Source organism: Flavobacterium panacis, from assembly GCF_024649945.1.
GTDB classification, from domain to species: Bacteria; Bacteroidota; Bacteroidia; order Flavobacteriales; family Flavobacteriaceae; genus Flavobacterium; species Flavobacterium panacis.
The window spans coordinates 25,700-41,841 of sequence record NZ_JANKMS010000009.1; the positions used below are offsets into that span (position 1 = coordinate 25,700).

Sequence of the window (16,142 nt, forward strand, 5' to 3'; positions counted from 1 at the left end):
TAAAAGCCTTGTAGGGGTGATATATTTCGCTCCGCTGGAGCTTTGAATTGTGTGCCGCTGTTTTTGCTATAAATATTTAGCTCCGCTGGAGCTTTCAGAATAAGATATTAAATCACTAAGACCTTTGTCAAAGTTTCAAACTTTGACAAAGGTTTTTTCGTTGTTGTTGTTCAATTGCCTCCAGTTTTAACTGGGGGAAAAATATTGATGTTTTTAATTGGCTTTAGCCAAACATTGCAATTTTGGCTAAAGCCTTGTACTGTTGAAAATAAAAAAAACTCCAGTTAAAACTGGAGGCAATTCAGTGTTTATTAATTGCAATATTTTGTTTTAAATTCCTGAGCCTCTTTATTTGAATTAAATTTTATCAAGCGAAATCCTTCATTGAATTCAATTTTTTTCTCTGTAATCAATTTTCCAATCAAGAATTCGAAAAGAATATACGATCGATGTTCTTCATTGATGAAATTTAGATATTCTCTTTTAAAAGGAATTTTTTCTTCAGAAATAATGTGAATCAAAGTGTTCTGTAACTCATCTAGATGACGTTCTGAATTTAACTGAAAATGTTTTTCAATTTTAGTTTCGTTATGATTAAATGAAATTAGATTTTCGATTCCATTTCCATACATAGGACCATATCTGTAATTCTTCGTTTTTTCTCCAGAAAATGAATTTCCATAAACTACTAGATTTTCTAATTCTGCATATTTATATCCAATCTCATTGATGATTAAGGAATCTTCTTTAAATGAGATTGTTCCCTCAAAATGGCCATTTAAATTTTCAAATTCTTTTAATCTAATAGTAGCACTTATTATCTGTACTGCTAAAGGAATAGTTACAGGATAATAAAAATATTGGGGTAATTTATGATCTAACAAATGTTCTATTAAAAACAGTGCAAGTCCATATAATAATATTGCTCCAAAAGAAAAATAAGATAATTTTTCGGATCGAGTTAAATTGAAAAATTTAGGTTTTTCAGGAATAAAAATCGAAGCAGAAAAAAGCATTTACTTCTTATAAAAATTATTATGATCAATATATTCCCAAACTTTCGGAGGAAGCAACGGCTGAATATTTTTTCCTTCTTTAATATTATTTCGAATAAAAGTCGAAGAGATTTCTACAATCGGCGCATCGATAACATGAATTTTGGGATGCGATTTTAATTCCACATTTTCAGGTTCGTCAGAAATTCTTGGATATACATAAATATCATGATTTTCTAGAATCACTTCATAGTTTTTCCATTTATGAAGTGTTTTCAGATTGTCTTCACCCATAATTAACGAAAACTCATAATTTGGATATTTGTCTTGTAAATGTGCGAGTGTGATAACGGTATAACTCGGCTGAGGTAATTTAAACTCGATATCCGACGGTTTTATTTTTGGATAATCTTCTGTTGCCAGAAAAACCATTTGCAAGCGCTGTTGATCGTCTAATAAAGTCGCTTTCTTTTTTAACGGATTATGAGGTGTAACCACCATCCAAATCTGATCTAAATCGGCATATTCTGCCATATGATTGGCAATGATTAAATGGCCAACATGAATTGGGTTATATGTTCCGAAATAAAGACCTATTTTCATTTTGTATAGTTTCGCAGAGAGTCGCTAAGATAGCACAAAGATTCGCAAAGTCTAAAAAAAAGCTTTGCGAATCTCCGTGTTTTTTCTTGGTGTATCTCTGCGGAATAAAATTTATTTACTTACGAAATCTTTCACTAACTGATGTGCTTCTTCCAAAGCTACAGAAAGATCATAGTTTTTGATGATTACATCAAATTGTGGAGCGGTTGCCAATTCTACAGATGCTTTTGCAATACGCATATTGATTTTATCTTCGCTTTCTGTAGAACGTTCTTTCAACCTTCTTTTAAGTTCGTCAACACTTGGTGGTTTGACAAAAACGGCTAAAGTTTGTTCAGGAAATTTGTGTTTAATACGAAGTCCGCCAGCAACATCAATGTCAAAAATTACATTTTTTCCTAAAGCCCAGATTCTTTCAATTTCAGATTTTAAAGTTCCGTAAAAGTTATCGCGGTAAACCTCTTCCCATTCCAGGAAATCTTCAGCTTTAATGTGTTTTTTGAATTCCTCTAACGAAATAAAATAATAATCTTTTCCATTAACTTCTTCCCCGCGAGGATCACGAGATGCAGCCGAGATTGAAAATTCTAAATTTAAATCTTCCTGACCTAGTAAATGTTTTACGATAGTTGTTTTTCCTGACCCTGATGGCGCTGAAAAAACAATTAATTTTCCTTTGTTCATTGTGTGTTTATGTGTGATCTGTCTTTAAAAGCTAAATTCTTTTTCTAGAACAGATAGTAATTCATTATATGAAATTAATTCATCGACTTTTGGGTAATATTTTAAGTATGTTTTTGTATTATCGAAAGAAAAATTGTTTGTATTCTTTCCGTTTCTAACATACACTTTGTATCCAATTCCATCTAGAACATCTTTTTTTGTTCTAGAGATTACTCTTTCACCTCTATCTGAATCAATTTTTGGTTTGCCAAATTTATATCTTATGGCTTCCATGTTTGGAAGAAATTCGATATTTGTAATTAGTAAATTAAGCCAAATCAATTCCGCATCTTTTGGTTTTAATTTACCAATACTTTCTTTTGGAAAGTTGATTACGTTAATTTTTGTTACCTGAGGAACACTTTTAGCATAAGAATAAATAATGACTTTCCAATTATTTTTTCCCTCATCAAACATTCTGAGAATATCAATACTATTGGTGATCGAATAATCTTTGTAAATGCGAATTTCTTGTTTATGTTCTAAAGTGTCTGATATTTCTAAAATCTTATTTATTTCAGATACTTCTTGACTAAAACAATTGAATATTATGAAAAAGAAAAAGATGAAATAAAACCTCATGTTTAGAGAACATTCAAAACTTGCTCTTTAATCTTCTCCAATTCATCTTTCATCATTACGACCAATTTCTGCATTTGCGCATGATTTGATTTAGAACCCATTGTATTGATTTCACGTCCCATTTCTTGAGTAATAAAACCAAGTTTACGTCCGTTAGCTTCAGAACCATTTAAAGTTTCTAAAAAGTAATCCAAATGATTAGTCAAACGAACTTTTTCTTCTGTGATATCTAATTTCTCTAAATAATAGATTAATTCCTGCTCAAAACGGTTTTCGTCTACATTAACTTCCAATTCTGCAATTGCGTTTTGTAAACGATCCTTTATTGCCTGAATACGTTCTGGATCTAGCGCCAGCGTATCATTCATATATTGACGGATATTTCCGATTCTTAGCTTGAATTCTTTTTCAAGAGATTCGCCTTCATCTTTACGGAAATTTAGAATATTTTGAAGTGCCTCATTAATAATGATTTGAATCTGTTCCCAATCATTTTCGTCAATTTCTTCACGTTCTGTTTTTAATGTATCTGGCATACGAACAGCCATTTTCATTAATTCAGTCTCATCTGCATCGGGATTTACTTCCTTCAATTGTGAGATATAGCCTTTTACAACAGGTACGTTTACTTTAGTCGAAGTTTGTTCTGCAGTACTTTCTAAATAGATTGCAAAATCAATTTTTCCTCTTTCTAGTTTTGTTGAGATTTGAGTTCGTAATCCAAGTTCCATTTCGCGGTAAAGCGATGGCATTCTTACATTTAAATCTAAACCTTTACTGTTTAGGGATTTTACTTCAACGGTAATTTTTTTTGTAGGCAATTGCAAAGAAGCTTTGCCAAACCCTGTCATAGATTGTATCATATAATTGAGTATAAAGGCGCAAAGATAATTAAAAGTTTGCTGCTTTGTGTTGTAAATTGTAAATCAGTTTTGTATAGCTAATTTAGTACTATTCTTACGATAATGCTTTTATTACTTCGGCTACATTTTTTTGGCTGTTGCCGATGTAAATCTTGCCATCAATAATAAAAACAGGACGACTTAAGAAAGTGTAATGTTCTAAAATGTATTTTTTAAAATCGGCTTCAGTCAAAGATTTGTCTTTTAATCCCATTGACTTGTACAATTGTGCTTTTTTGCTGAATAAAGCTTCATAACTTCCTGAAAGTTTATACATTTCTTCCAGTTGCTCTTCTGTAATTGGGTCTTGTCTGATGTCTTGAAAAACCAAATCGTTTTCCGGTAAACTTTTAATAATTTTTCGACAAGTATCGCAAGATGCTAAATAATATATTTTGTTCATGATTTTTGAATTTTGTTAGACTACAAAGAAAATTCATTTGAAACTTAAAAATGCCTAATTTTAGAAAAAAAATAAAAATATGAGTTCAGTTTTTGAAGTACAGAAAACAATTAGAGAAATTCTATTAAAAATTTTAGATAATCATTCTTTAGAACAATTAAATAAAGTTCCAGAGGGATTCAACAACAATATCATCTGGAATGTTGGGCATTGCATTTCTTCGCAGCAAGTTTTAGTTTATAAATTATCTGGTTTGCCAACAATGGTTTCAGAAGAGTTTATTGCAAAATATAAAAAGGGAACAAAACCAGAAGGAGATGTTTCTCAGGATGAAGTTGATGAAATTAAAACTTTGCTTTTTACAACTTTAGAAAAAACAAAAAAGGACTTTGAAAGTGGTCTTTTTGTTGATTATAATGAATACACAACAAGCATGGGATTTACGCTTCGAAAAGTGCAAGACGCCTTAGATTTTAATAATTACCATGAAGGAATTCATTCTGGAATGGCAATGAATCTTAGAAAATTAGTTTAAAATAGAAAATCCCGCTTGAAGCGGGATTTTTTTATTCTACTATAGTTTCAAGTGTAACTTTCATAGCACCTGCACCTTTGTTTTTGGTGATATCCATAAAAGCTCTTTTGGATAAATCTATTTCGCGGGTCTTTACAAATGGACCTCTATCAGTAATTTTTACAATAACAAATTTTCCATTGGCTTCGTTGGTTACTTTCACTCTAGTTCCAAAAGGAAGTTTTTTATGAGCAGCAGTATATTTGTTGTTGTTGAATCTGCTTCCGTTAGCCGTTTTTCTTCCGTTAAACTTATCTGAATAATAAGAGGCGTGAGCGTTTTTCTTGTATGGTTTTAATTTTAAACCTTTGTCTGTAAATACAGAATCTACTGGTAATGCAATAAGATTTGGTCTTGCGTTTTTAACAGTGTCCTGAATGATTTTGGGTTCTGTTGTAGGTTTGGTTTGGCTTATAACATAAGTAAAGCCGCTAATTAAAGTTAGAGCGATTGTGGCGAATAAAATGTTTTTTTTATTTCTCATGGGTTATTTTTTTTCAGACCTGGGGGGAGTTTGTACAAATAATATGCCGAGATAAAAAAAGCCCTGATAAAGGGCTTTTAAATTGGTATTTTTTAGAACCAAAGGTTCCACGGAATTCTACTTAAAATAAGTAATAATCCTAATCCGTAAAAAATAGCAAAGGTTTTAAATTTAGCTTCGCTATTGATTAGTTTTTTATGTTTAGACCATCCAATTGTAATTAAAACGATGGCAATAAGATTGATTAGTGGATGCTCTAAAGATGTTAATCTTAATTCTGCATTAGACATTTGTCCAAAAGCTGCTTTTCCTAATGGAGAAACAAAATATAAAATCAGACCAATCAATAATTGAGTGTGAGTTCCGATTAAAGCAAATAAAGCGATTTTACGATCTTTAGCTGTAAACTCCTTTTTTGAAGTAACTCCGATGATGGCATTTACCACTGCAACCAGTAAAAGAAGCAATGCTAAGTATGCCCAGCCAGAGTGAAATTTTTGTAGAAAATTATACATAAACCTTGTTTTTTGTTTGAAACAAATATAGCAAAAATGAGTAAAAAAAAGGGCATTAAACTTAAAAGTCAATGCCCTTTTTATTATTTAGGATGGTTCTTTATTAGTTGAAAGAATATCTAGCTCCAACTTGCATTTGCCATCTTGATGATTGTAAACCTACGTCATCAATTTGGTTAACAGTATTTTTAACATTCGGGTTGAAGTTGAATGTTGGAGTAGTTCCATTTGGTAAGAAACCAACTTGTTGAAGTAATAATACTTGATCGTTTGTAGCGAAGTATCTTCTTCCCCAGTTTTTGTTTAACAAGTTTGTGAAGTTGAAAACATCAGCTGTAAACTCTAATTTGTGGCTTTTTTTACCAACATTAACTTTGAATTCTTGAGCTAATTTTAAATCAATAACGTGGCTCCAGTCTAAACGATCACCATTACGTTCTGCATATTTACCTCTTCTGCTGTTTAAGTATTTGTTGCTTGAGATGTAAGCATCGTAAGCTTCCCATTGTTGATCTGGTGTCATAGGGTTAGCTGTAGTACTTACTAAAACAACTTCACTTTTGTTAGTTGGAATATAAGCTAAAGCTGAGTTTTGATTTGTATCTCTCATGATTCTTCCGTTTGAATCATTGTAGATATAACTGATCGGAGTTCCTTGAGCACCTTCGTAGTAAAGACCAATAGTAGTTTTGATATTATTGTTCCATTTGAATTTGATAGATGAGTTAGCCATTACTCTTGATCCTTGATCAAAATCTGATCTAGATACTCCAGAGATAGCATTTGAACCGTTTACAGTTTCAATATATTGCCATTGAGAGCTGTTTTGAGAACTTGTAGCATCCATCCAAACATTAGATTCTCCGTAAGAGTATGTTGCAGAAATATTAGCATCAATAAAGTCAGATGTGAAGTATTTAGTTAACGTAAAGTTAGTATTCCAAGCACTTCCTGCTTTTTTGTTAGATCCTAAGTAGATACCAGAATATTTTGTATCAACAAGAACGTTGTTGTAAATAGGTCTTACGTCTCCACCAGTTGTGTAAGTTTGTGGTCCAGCAAGGTTTAAATTTTGGTACTGAATTGAATTCAAGTTTTCGTTGAAGATTGCTTCAGCAGATAAAACTAATCCACCTGGAAGTTTACGGTCAAAACCAATACTTGTTTTTAATACTTGTGGTAATTTGAAATCTTTAGCAAATAAATCAACGTTTCCACCTACTGCACCAGTTCCAGGAATTGGTCCTACAGGAGTACCGTTAGAGTACATTTGGCTAGGAATATCTGTATTAGGATTGAAAAGAGGTTTAGGACCTGTTGTAACAATACTTGTATCGTAAAAATATTGTCCCATACCATAGTTGTTATAAGCTCCACCTGGCCATACTAAAGGTACTCTTGATGTAAATACACCAATACCTCCACGTACTTGAGTTTCTTTATCTCCGTTTACGTCATAGTTGAATCCAACTCTAGGAGAGAAATGAACAGTGCTTTTAATTGGCTGACCAACTCTTGCACCTTTAAGGTCTTTTCCTGCAGCTTCTAATAATGGAATAGTTCTGTCGTTGAAATCGCTATTTGTTACTCCGCTTTCCCATACTGGCATGTCAGCACGTACACCTACAGAAACTCTGAAGTTGTCAGAAACTCTAATGTTATCTTGAAGGTATAATCCAAACTGATTCATGTTGAATTCAGCTGCTCCAAGAGAATTATCACCTGAACCTCCGATTAAGGAGTATCCTAAACGGTATCTTGTAGGTGCAGCATTATTCATGAAGCTATCGTAGCTAGCAAATTGGTATCTACCAAAGTTACTGCTGATGAATAAGTTTTTAGCGTAAGTTAATTCGTTGTGTGTACCAATTAAAATATTGTGTTTACCAACGTTAATCTCAAAGTTATCAGTAATTGTTAATGTTCTTTGTTTTAGCAAGTTAGCTGTTGAGCTAGCTTCTGCACCAAAGTAAATTGTTCCTGCACCATCTCTAATTTCAACTGTAGGGAATGGGTTTCCAGATGCATTTCTATCATCGTTTACATTTGTAAAACCAACAACAAGGTTGTTTGAGAATTTGTTGTTAAATCTAGTGTTTAATTCTAACGATGTAGAGTTTGTGATAGATTCGAAATCTTGAGCACCATTAACAAAGTTCAAAGAAGTAGCTGTTGAACGGTATGGTGAGAAGTTTGTAGCTTTAACATAACTGTTCTTTACAGAAAGTTTGTTATTGTCATTAATGTTCCAGTCAACTTTAGCGATTAATTTATCAGAAACTAAAGTTTGAGTGTTGTTGTTGTAAACTCCAGGATTGTATCCGTAAAGTGTTTGTAGACGATTTGTTAAAGCGTCAATTCTTTGTTGAGCTAAAGCTCCACTGTAAGGATTTGTACCAGTAATTCCGATAGCACCTGTATAGTTGTTAATGTCAAATGGTGCTGGTGTTTCGTTATCTTGTCTTTCGTAGTTGATGAAATAGAATAATTTATCTTTTACGATTGCTCCTCCAGCTCTTACACCGTAAGTTTGAGCAGTAAAGTCAGATAATCTTTTTCTTTCAGCAGTAGCGCTTGCTTTTTGTGGAGTTTTTCCAGCTAAAGATTGGTCTCTGTATAAGAAATAAGCAGATCCATCAAAGTTATTTGTTCCAGAACGTGTAATAGCACTAATTGCTCCTCCAGCGAATCCTGATAATTTAACATCGTAAGGAGAAACACTCACTTGGAATTGCTCAATTGCATCTAATGAAATTGGAGAAACTCCTGTTTGTCCACCGTTTGTTCCGTTTGCAGCTAAACCGAAAACGTCATTGTTTACAGCTCCGTCAATGTAGATTGCGTTGAATCTGTTATTTTGTCCGCCGATTGAGATTACATCATCCCCACGTAATTGTGCTTGTGGTGTAAGTCTTGCAAAGTCAGCAATGTTTCTTGATAAAGATGGTAATTCATTGATCTTGTCGTGATCAATAATAGTTTGAGCTCCAGTCTTTTTAGAGTTAAAAGTTGGATCTTTTTTACCAACAACTACAACTTCACTAAGTTGATTTGTTTCGTCTTTTAAGACAGCTTTTACACTTTTTGCATCACCAAGTTGTAAATAAACTCCTGATTCTGTGTAGGTTGTGTAACCAATGAAAGTCACTTCAATTTTGTAAGGACCACCAACACGCATGTTAGAGATTCTAAAGTGACCATCAAAATCCGTTGTTGTTGAGTAACGGCTACCTGAAGCCTCGTGAACTGCAAGAATCGTTGCTCCTGGAAGGGACTTGTTTTGCGAATCGTAAACAACCCCATTGATAGAAGAAGTTGTATTACCTTGCGCATAAATATCTCCTGCATAAATAAACGCTAAAAGCAGTAAGAGAAACTTTGACAATTTTTTCATCTGTTTTGTTATTTGTTTTTGGCAAAATTATAACAATTAACTTAGATAATGTTATCGAAATGTTAAGAAAAATTAGTTTTGTCTTTTCTATTGCGCATTAAAATGAATTTTTCCGTTTTACATAAAAAAAATATCGATTTCTTAAATTTTTATTGCAATATTTTGTTAATTATGTAATAATTTCAATTATGTTGTAAGCGAAAACGTGCAAATAGACGACTTTTTTACTCTTTTTATCGGTCTTTTATGCGAAAAAACGCCTTAATTTAGGTTAAATTAAGACGTTTCAAAGTGTTATGAAATTTTTAAATTTTAGCTTTTACTTGTTTTTTAAGAAGTGAGTCAGCAAAAATGAAGTCGAGCTGTCGTGAGTTTTAACAGTCTTAGAATTGATTTCATCTAAAATAGAATTGGCTAATTGCTTGCCTAATTCAACTCCCCATTGATCAAAACTAAAAATATTCCAGATAATTCCTTGTACAAAAATCTTGTGTTCGTACAATGCAATTAATGACCCTAAGCTTTTTGGGGTTAGTTTCTGAATTAAAATTGTATTGGTTGGTTTGTTTCCAGTGAATACTTTAAAAGGTCTTAAATAAGAAGCTTTTTCAGCTGAAAGTCCTTGTTTGTCGAATTCTGCCTGAACCTGAGCTTCGGTTTTTCCGTTCATTAAAGCTTCAGTCTGAGCAAAGAAATTAGACATCAGTTTGTCATGGTGATCTTCGTTTCCGTAAAGTGGTTTTACAAATCCAATGAAATCTGTTGGGATTCTTTTTGTTCCTTGGTGAATTAATTGGAAGAAAGCGTGTTGCGAATTTGTTCCAGGTTCTCCCCAAATAATTGTTCCCGTTTGGTAGTTAACCGGTTTTCCGTCACGTCCAACACTTTTTCCGTTACTTTCCATAAAAGCTTGTTGTAAGTAAGGAGCAAGTTTGTGTAAATATTGTGTGTATGGAATCAAAGCTTCACTTTCGGCACCATAAAAATTATTATACCAAACGCTTAATAAAGCTAAAATAACTGGAATGTTTTCGTCAAATTCTGCCGATTTGAAATGTTCGTCCATTTCATATGCGCCAGCTAATAAATCATTATAATTATCAAATCCAACAGCTAAAGCAATGCTTAAACCAACAGCGCTCCAAAGAGAAAATCTTCCTCCAACCCAGTCCCACATTGGGAAAACGTTGTCCGGATTAATTCCGAATTCTGTTACTTTTTGAATATTTGTAGAAACCGCTACGAAGTGTTTTGCAATGTCTTCTTGAGAAGCCGATTTCAAAAACCATTCTTTAATAGTTTCTGAATTTGAAAGTGTTTCCTGAGTAGTGAAAGTTTTAGAAACAATTACGAAAAGTGTCGTTTCAGGATTTAGTTTTTTAATAACTTCATTTACATGGTCGCCGTCAACGTTTGAAACGAAATGTGTATTTAGGTGATTTTTGTAAAATTGTAAAGCTTCAACGGCCATAACAGGTCCAAGATCCGAGCCTCCAATTCCAATATTTACAATATCTGTAAAAGCTTTTCCGGTAAAACCTTTTCTTTCTCCAGAGATTACTTCCTGAGTAAAACTCTTAATCTTGTTTTTTACTTCGTAAACTTCTGGAATTACATTTTCTCCGTCAACCTTAATTACTGCCAATTCTGGAGCACGTAAAGCAGTGTGAAGAACTGCACGGTTTTCTGTTTTATTGATTAATTCACCACCAAAATAATCTGCGATTGCATTTTTTAATCCGATTGAATTTGCCAGTTCTAATAAAAGAGAAATTGTTTCCTGACTAATATTGTTTTTCGAATAATCTACAAGGAAGTCGTTCCATTGTAAGTTGAATTTTTCGGCACGTGCACTATCTTGTTGAAACAATTCTTGTATTGTGGTTTCGTGAATTGCGTTATAGTGGTTTTGCAGATTTTTCCACGCTTCAGTCCCAGTTGGGTTTGTTGTGTTTAAAGCCATTTTTATCTATAATTGAGTTTGTTTCTTGAAACACAAAAATACTGAAATAACTTTTAAAAGGGGAATGGTTGGCGATTATATAACAATTAGTTACGAAAACGTTTTATGGATTCTGAGTTTGAATTTTGCAGGTTATAATTATTGCTCCATCATTTTCTTTTTCATTGTATATTATTCGACTGCTGTTTTTGTTTACGAAATCTAAACTAAATATATCTGATTTTTTAAGAGGTAATAGTATAGTGTCTTTGCTTTTGTTGTATTTAAATGGGATTCCGTTAATTACAATTAAAGGAGAACTTTCAATTAGATCTTTTTCAAAAACGGTATTTACAAATTCTGAGACATAGTATTTGTTCTTCTCGTTATCATTTAAGAGAAAAGTTTTTGGTTTAGAGCAACCAATTGCGATTAAGGCGAACAATATTAATAGAATGTGTTTCATTGGTTTTTACCAAATTTTCCACCAAGGTTTTTTATCAATAGCTATAACTTTCCTCGCGACATCAACATCAATTCTTTTTGTGGATTCTGTTTTAATTTTAGAATCATCAAAAAACAATTCTCCATTTTCATTCATTCCGAGAGGAAGCTTGGTTCTTTCTTTCCATTCTTCGGTTTGTAATTCTGGAATTAAGGCAGCATCTATTTTTTCGCGAAAGCGTTTTTGAGCTTTTTCTATAATTTCTTCTTCTAAATTGGAAGAAGAATTTTTGAAAAGTGAAATCGAAATATCTGGAATATTTAAAAGAAAAACTTGTGTTTTATTACCAATTTTTTGAATATCTAATACTTTAAAATAAGCAATTGAGTCTAAAAGAAAATGACCATTTTTTGCTGAATCGGGATTGAATTTTGATAAATCTTTTGCATGAGCACTAGCAATCAAATATCTAAAATTACCAGAAAGTCCTCCGCCAATTGAACTCATATCGGTAAAGCCTTTTTCTTGGATTATTTGTCCTGTCTTATAATTTGAAATTAAATTTTCAGAAAGATTAGTATCTCTGTAAAACAATTTTAAACCAGAAAAAGTTTCATTGTACATCGTTTTCAATCGAGTGCTTTTCATGCTTAAGGGAGATTTGAATTAGATTGTTTAACAGTGTCGCGAAAAATATTAGCTTGACAATACTCTAATAATTATAGATAAAGGAAATATAATAAGACCAATTAAAAATATCGTTTTGCCACTTTTTCTGTCTTCAGTAGTGTAGGAGTAGATTCGTTCTCCATTTGGAAGTGTTTTCTTTGATTTCCATAGAGAATACCCAATAATAATTCCAAGTCCTCCTCCTAAAAGTGAAAAAATATATCCAGCAATAATCCAGGGTTTTTGATTTTCTTCGGGTTTAGCTAAAATTTTTAGACGTTCTTTCTTTAAAGAAACCAGCATTTCGGGATCGATAGTTTTGCCTCGATCCGTTAAAAGTTTTTGGGCTAGTTTATAATCAAAAATGTTCCATTCGTCAGAGTTCAGGAGTATTTCATACAATTCTTCATTTGTAAAACTCAAGAGATAATAATCCTTACCTATGTTCTCAAGAAGATTTTCTGTTTCTTTTTCAAGAATGGTTTCTGCTTTTTCAAAATCAGCCGGATTGATTTTTACTTCATACTTATTTTGTAAGGTACTTCCAGAAAAAGTGATGTCAACTGGTGGAATGTTGTCTGCTAAAGCGGCGACAATATTGTTTTTGTTTAACAATGCTTCAAGTTCTTTGGCTTGATCCAATGTTGGAAAACTTCGAAAAGCAATAAAATTTTCAATCATAATAAAACAGTTGATTTTTATGCTAAAATAAAGTTTTCTTACAAATTCCCAATACTATCCAATTCTCTTTTCAAAGATTCCATTTGTTTCATGAAACGTGTTTTGTCATTTCCAGTTAAAGATTCTCCTGTTGGAAGATTCAATCGAAGTGCATCAACTTGTACTCCGTTTTTCCAGAAACGATAACAAACATGAGGTCCCGAAGCCAAACCTGTACTTCCAACTAAACCAATTGTCTGACCTTGAGTAACGCGCTGTCCACGACGAACCAAAATTTTAGACATATGTAAATATTGAGTAGAGTAGGTTCCGTTGTGTTTTACTTTTACAAAGTTTCCGTTTCCTGCCGTGTATCCTGTTACTTCTACAACTCCCGAAGCTGTTGTTGAAATTGGCGTTCCTGTTGGGGCAGCATAATCGGTTCCTTTGTGTGCTTTCCAAGTATGTTGTACCGGGTGGTATCTATTCATCGTGAATCTAGAAGTGATTCTGCTGAATTTGATTGGAGTTTTTAGAAAGAAATTTTTAAGTGTTTTTCCTTCATCATCGTAATATTCAATTTTTCCAGAAGTAGTGTCTCTTTCAAAAGGGAAAGCATAAATGATTTTTCCTTTATATTCAAAAAATGCTGCTTCAAGATCTTCGACACCATCATAAGTTTTTCCGTTGATAAATCTTTCTGTGAAAATTAATCCGTAACGATCTCCTTTCTTAAGTTTGAAAAAGTCAATAGACCATGAAAATACTTTGGTGATTCTGCTTGCTAAAGCTGTTTCGACGCTTTCGTTTCCTAAAGTTTCAGATAGTGAGCTTTTTAAAACGCCACCGATCATTTTTCTTTTTAAAGTAACCGGTTTTACTTTTTTATAAGCTTTTGCGATACTGTCTCGTAAGTCAATAACATAATAACTTAAAGCGTCTGGCTGATAAATAAAAACCTGTAAATTGTTGGTTTTGTTTTTTGAACGAAGTAAAGTAAAAGGTTTGCCGTAACGCATACTTCTTACGTTGAAAGAATCTTTAACTTGTTCTACAATGTCAAAAACTTTTTTATCTCCAATGTTTTGACCTTGAAGGATTGAGCCGAAAGAGTCTCCTTTTGAGATTGTATCGTTAACAACATTGAAATCTGCGTAATTAAAACCGAATTCTATTTTTTTGGTTGCTGGTTTAGTAATTTTTGTTTCTACTTTTTTCTCTTCTGTTTTTTTACATGAAAAAATAGAAAACAAGACAATTAAAATTACGACTGCTTTTTTCAAACTTTTTTGATTTTTGTGGCGAAATTATTATTCGTTTTCATTTCCCCAATTGGACAATTCTTCTTCGGTCCACAATTTAGGAAAAAAGATGCGTTTTTGGTATTTTGGATGCATATATTTTTGCCAGTCACTTCCGCCTGTAGCTTCTCCATTGCCTTTTCCGCTTTCCAAAATGTATTTTCTTGCAGTGTTTAGATGTTGCATAACCCAAGTGATATTCACTGTTTTATCGTAGTGGCGCATAGCAGAAATTAATTCCGGATTTTGCTGATCTTTTTCTGGAAGTTGCGAAAATTTTTGCCAGATATTTTTAGTCTTAAAAGTTGACATTTGTCGTAAAAACTGACCTTTGTATTTATTTTCGAATTCCTGAAGTAAATATGATTTTTCGCCTGTTTGATAATCTTTTCCTGCAGCCTGCCAATATAAATGTTCGAAACTGGTTTCAAGATCTGTATTTTCATCGAAGTTTGATTTGTATCTGCGATCTGTTAAATTGATAACATCAGTAGAAGCAAATTCGATCATTCTATATTGTGCACTTTGAAAACCACTTGCAGGAGTAAGTGTGTTTCTGAATTTCATATATTGATCGACTTCCATTCCGTTTTCCATAATACTGAAAGAATTGGTAAGCATATCAAAATATCTGGTAATTCTTGACAATCTTTCGCTGAAAAAATCAACCTGAATGTTTTCTGTGGCAGCAATTTGATCAATTTCCCACAAAATCATTTTAAAGATTAATTCGTTTACCTGGTGGTACATGATAAAAACCATTTCATCAGGAAGTGTGGTGCGCTGAATTTGTAAATTTAATAGAGCATCGGTTTGAATGTAATCCCAATAAGTGATTGGTTTAGCCCAAAGCAATCCTTCTAACTGAACATCAGTTTTTTGATTTATGGCTTGAAATTTAAGATCAATTTCTTTTAAAATTGCTTCTGAATTATCAGTTAAATTCATTTCTTTTTTACTTTAAGCGGACTTTTCAGTCCTTTATATTCATCGAGATCTGCTTTGAGGGATCCAACAGCCAGATCTGCTTTAATTCTAATAGGAACTTTATTGTCATCATCAGTGATCCAAAGTGTTAAACTTTCTTTTTCTTTAAAGACTCTTCCTGTTTGTACCAATGGTTTGAACATCATTGTAGAAACCGTCCCAAATTTAGTTGTAATATCTTGACGGCCTACAAATTTTAACTTAAATTTTGTGATTTCATCATCAAAAAACATATCAATTGTAATTGCTTCTCCAGATTTTAATTTGTCAATGTTGGGATGGTTTCTCAGAAAGTAAAATGATGAAACAATATCTTGCACATTATCAGTAATTACAATTGTTTTTTCCGATTTACGTTTGTAATCTTTTACCAAAACTCTGTTTTCGGTTTGATTGAAAAATCCTTCTTGATTTTTGGTGTATCCACCTTCATCAATTTTTCGAACATATCGGTAAGGACTTCCAGATTCTTTATCAAAATAACTTTCGTATAAGTCTTCAACTTTAAAAAAGAATTTTGACATTCCGGTTGTGTAGCCTTTTCCAACAGCATGATATACTTTTTTGTTGCTGATGGTTGCGTCTTTTAATTCGAGAGTTGCGTAACCTGCGTTTACAATTCCGTAATGAATTCTGAATTTGAAGTATTCTCCCGTGTCAAATGCATTCTCTTTTTGAGAATCGAAGGCAAAGCAAGTGAGGACTAATATAGTGAGAATGAATTTTTTCATAGTACATTTTTTACATCTATATATAAAGGTAGAGAAATGCAAATTCTATTCCAAATGTACCAAAACAAAAAAACTCAGTCAAGGATGACTGAGTTTTTATGCTATTAACTAACCAAAAAACTATAAATTATGAAATTTATATCAATTCGGAAGGAAACCACCCCTTCCTGATTTGCGAGTGCAAAGATAGATAGAAAGTTCAAAAATCAAATAGCCAAAGTCAAGTTTAACA

Annotated in this window: 17 protein-coding genes; 1 reads left to right on the top strand and 16 read right to left on the bottom strand. The window is 32.6% G+C overall.

What is annotated here, in order from left to right:
- Positions 1 to 311 precede the first annotated feature (311 nt).
- The 6 genes from NQQ59_RS18270 to NQQ59_RS18295 all read right to left on the bottom strand — a co-directional run bounded on the left by NQQ59_RS18270 (position 312) and on the right by NQQ59_RS18295 (position 4,208).
- Positions 312 to 1,016 (bottom strand): hypothetical protein, encoded by a 705-nt coding sequence (locus NQQ59_RS18270; RefSeq protein ID WP_144216922.1) that lies wholly within the window; start codon positions 1,014 to 1,016, stop codon positions 312 to 314.
- Positions 1,017 to 1,598: a nicotinate (nicotinamide) nucleotide adenylyltransferase gene (gene nadD, locus NQQ59_RS18275; RefSeq protein ID WP_144216924.1), complete on the bottom strand. Its 582-nt coding sequence runs from the start codon at positions 1,596 to 1,598 to the stop codon at positions 1,017 to 1,019.
- 111 nt (positions 1,599 to 1,709) lie between these two features.
- Positions 1,710 to 2,282, bottom strand: coding sequence for a guanylate kinase (gene gmk, locus NQQ59_RS18280; protein WP_144216926.1), 573 nt, complete (start codon positions 2,280 to 2,282; stop codon positions 1,710 to 1,712).
- 24 nt (positions 2,283 to 2,306) lie between these two features.
- Positions 2,307 to 2,903: a hypothetical protein gene (locus NQQ59_RS18285; protein WP_144216928.1), complete on the bottom strand. Its 597-nt coding sequence runs from the start codon at positions 2,901 to 2,903 to the stop codon at positions 2,307 to 2,309.
- A 2-nt stretch (positions 2,904 to 2,905) separates the two neighbouring features.
- Positions 2,906 to 3,766, bottom strand: a complete 861-nt coding sequence (locus NQQ59_RS18290; protein ID WP_144216930.1) for a YicC/YloC family endoribonuclease — start codon at positions 3,764 to 3,766, stop codon at positions 2,906 to 2,908.
- 94 nt (positions 3,767 to 3,860) lie between these two features.
- Positions 3,861 to 4,208 (bottom strand): arsenate reductase family protein, encoded by a 348-nt coding sequence (locus tag NQQ59_RS18295; RefSeq protein ID WP_144216931.1) that lies wholly within the window; start codon positions 4,206 to 4,208, stop codon positions 3,861 to 3,863.
- Between the two features lie 79 nt (positions 4,209 to 4,287).
- On the opposite strand from NQQ59_RS18295, the gene NQQ59_RS18300 reads away from it, so the two are divergent.
- Positions 4,288 to 4,743, top strand: a complete 456-nt coding sequence (locus tag NQQ59_RS18300) for a DinB family protein (RefSeq protein WP_144216933.1) — start codon at positions 4,288 to 4,290, stop codon at positions 4,741 to 4,743.
- A gap of 31 nt (positions 4,744 to 4,774) precedes the next feature.
- Here NQQ59_RS18300 and NQQ59_RS18305 read toward each other — a convergent pair whose 3' ends face one another.
- The 10 genes from NQQ59_RS18305 to NQQ59_RS18350 form a co-directional block, all read right to left on the bottom strand.
- The gene (locus NQQ59_RS18305; protein ID WP_144216935.1) at positions 4,775 to 5,266 is read right to left on the bottom strand and encodes a septal ring lytic transglycosylase RlpA family protein; all 492 of its coding nucleotides are present in this window, start codon (positions 5,264 to 5,266) and stop codon (positions 4,775 to 4,777) included.
- Between the two features lie 92 nt (positions 5,267 to 5,358).
- Positions 5,359 to 5,781: a hypothetical protein gene (locus tag NQQ59_RS18310; protein WP_095953867.1), complete on the bottom strand. Its 423-nt coding sequence runs from the start codon at positions 5,779 to 5,781 to the stop codon at positions 5,359 to 5,361.
- A 103-nt stretch (positions 5,782 to 5,884) separates the two neighbouring features.
- Complete coding sequence (locus tag NQQ59_RS18315) at positions 5,885 to 9,175, bottom strand: TonB-dependent receptor (RefSeq protein ID WP_144221551.1); 3,291 nt, start codon at positions 9,173 to 9,175, stop codon at positions 5,885 to 5,887.
- A 319-nt stretch (positions 9,176 to 9,494) separates the two neighbouring features.
- Positions 9,495 to 11,138 carry a glucose-6-phosphate isomerase gene (gene pgi, locus NQQ59_RS18320; protein ID WP_144216937.1) on the bottom strand — a complete coding sequence of 548 codons (1,644 nt, stop codon included), beginning with the start codon at positions 11,136 to 11,138 and terminating at the stop codon, positions 9,495 to 9,497.
- Between the two features lie 103 nt (positions 11,139 to 11,241).
- A complete protein-coding gene (locus tag NQQ59_RS18325) occupies positions 11,242 to 11,583 on the bottom strand; it encodes a hypothetical protein (RefSeq protein ID WP_144216939.1) in 342 nt (113 codons plus the stop codon).
- A 6-nt stretch (positions 11,584 to 11,589) separates the two neighbouring features.
- A complete protein-coding gene (locus NQQ59_RS18330; RefSeq protein ID WP_144216942.1) occupies positions 11,590 to 12,210 on the bottom strand; it encodes a hypothetical protein in 621 nt (206 codons plus the stop codon).
- 48 nt (positions 12,211 to 12,258) lie between these two features.
- A complete protein-coding gene (locus NQQ59_RS18335) occupies positions 12,259 to 12,912 on the bottom strand; it encodes a hypothetical protein (protein ID WP_144216944.1) in 654 nt (217 codons plus the stop codon).
- 38 nt (positions 12,913 to 12,950) lie between these two features.
- Positions 12,951 to 14,174, bottom strand: a complete 1,224-nt coding sequence (locus NQQ59_RS18340; RefSeq protein ID WP_144216946.1) for a peptidoglycan DD-metalloendopeptidase family protein — start codon at positions 14,172 to 14,174, stop codon at positions 12,951 to 12,953.
- Between the two features lie 27 nt (positions 14,175 to 14,201).
- On the bottom strand, positions 14,202 to 15,140 hold the full coding sequence (locus tag NQQ59_RS18345; RefSeq protein ID WP_144216948.1) for a tryptophan 2,3-dioxygenase family protein: 939 nt from the start codon (positions 15,138 to 15,140) through the stop codon (positions 14,202 to 14,204).
- On the bottom strand, positions 15,137 to 15,910 hold the full coding sequence (locus NQQ59_RS18350) for a DUF3108 domain-containing protein (protein WP_144216951.1): 774 nt from the start codon (positions 15,908 to 15,910) through the stop codon (positions 15,137 to 15,139). The genes NQQ59_RS18345 and NQQ59_RS18350 overlap by 4 nt, the downstream gene beginning before the upstream one ends.
- Between the last annotated feature and the right edge of the window lie 232 nt (positions 15,911 to 16,142).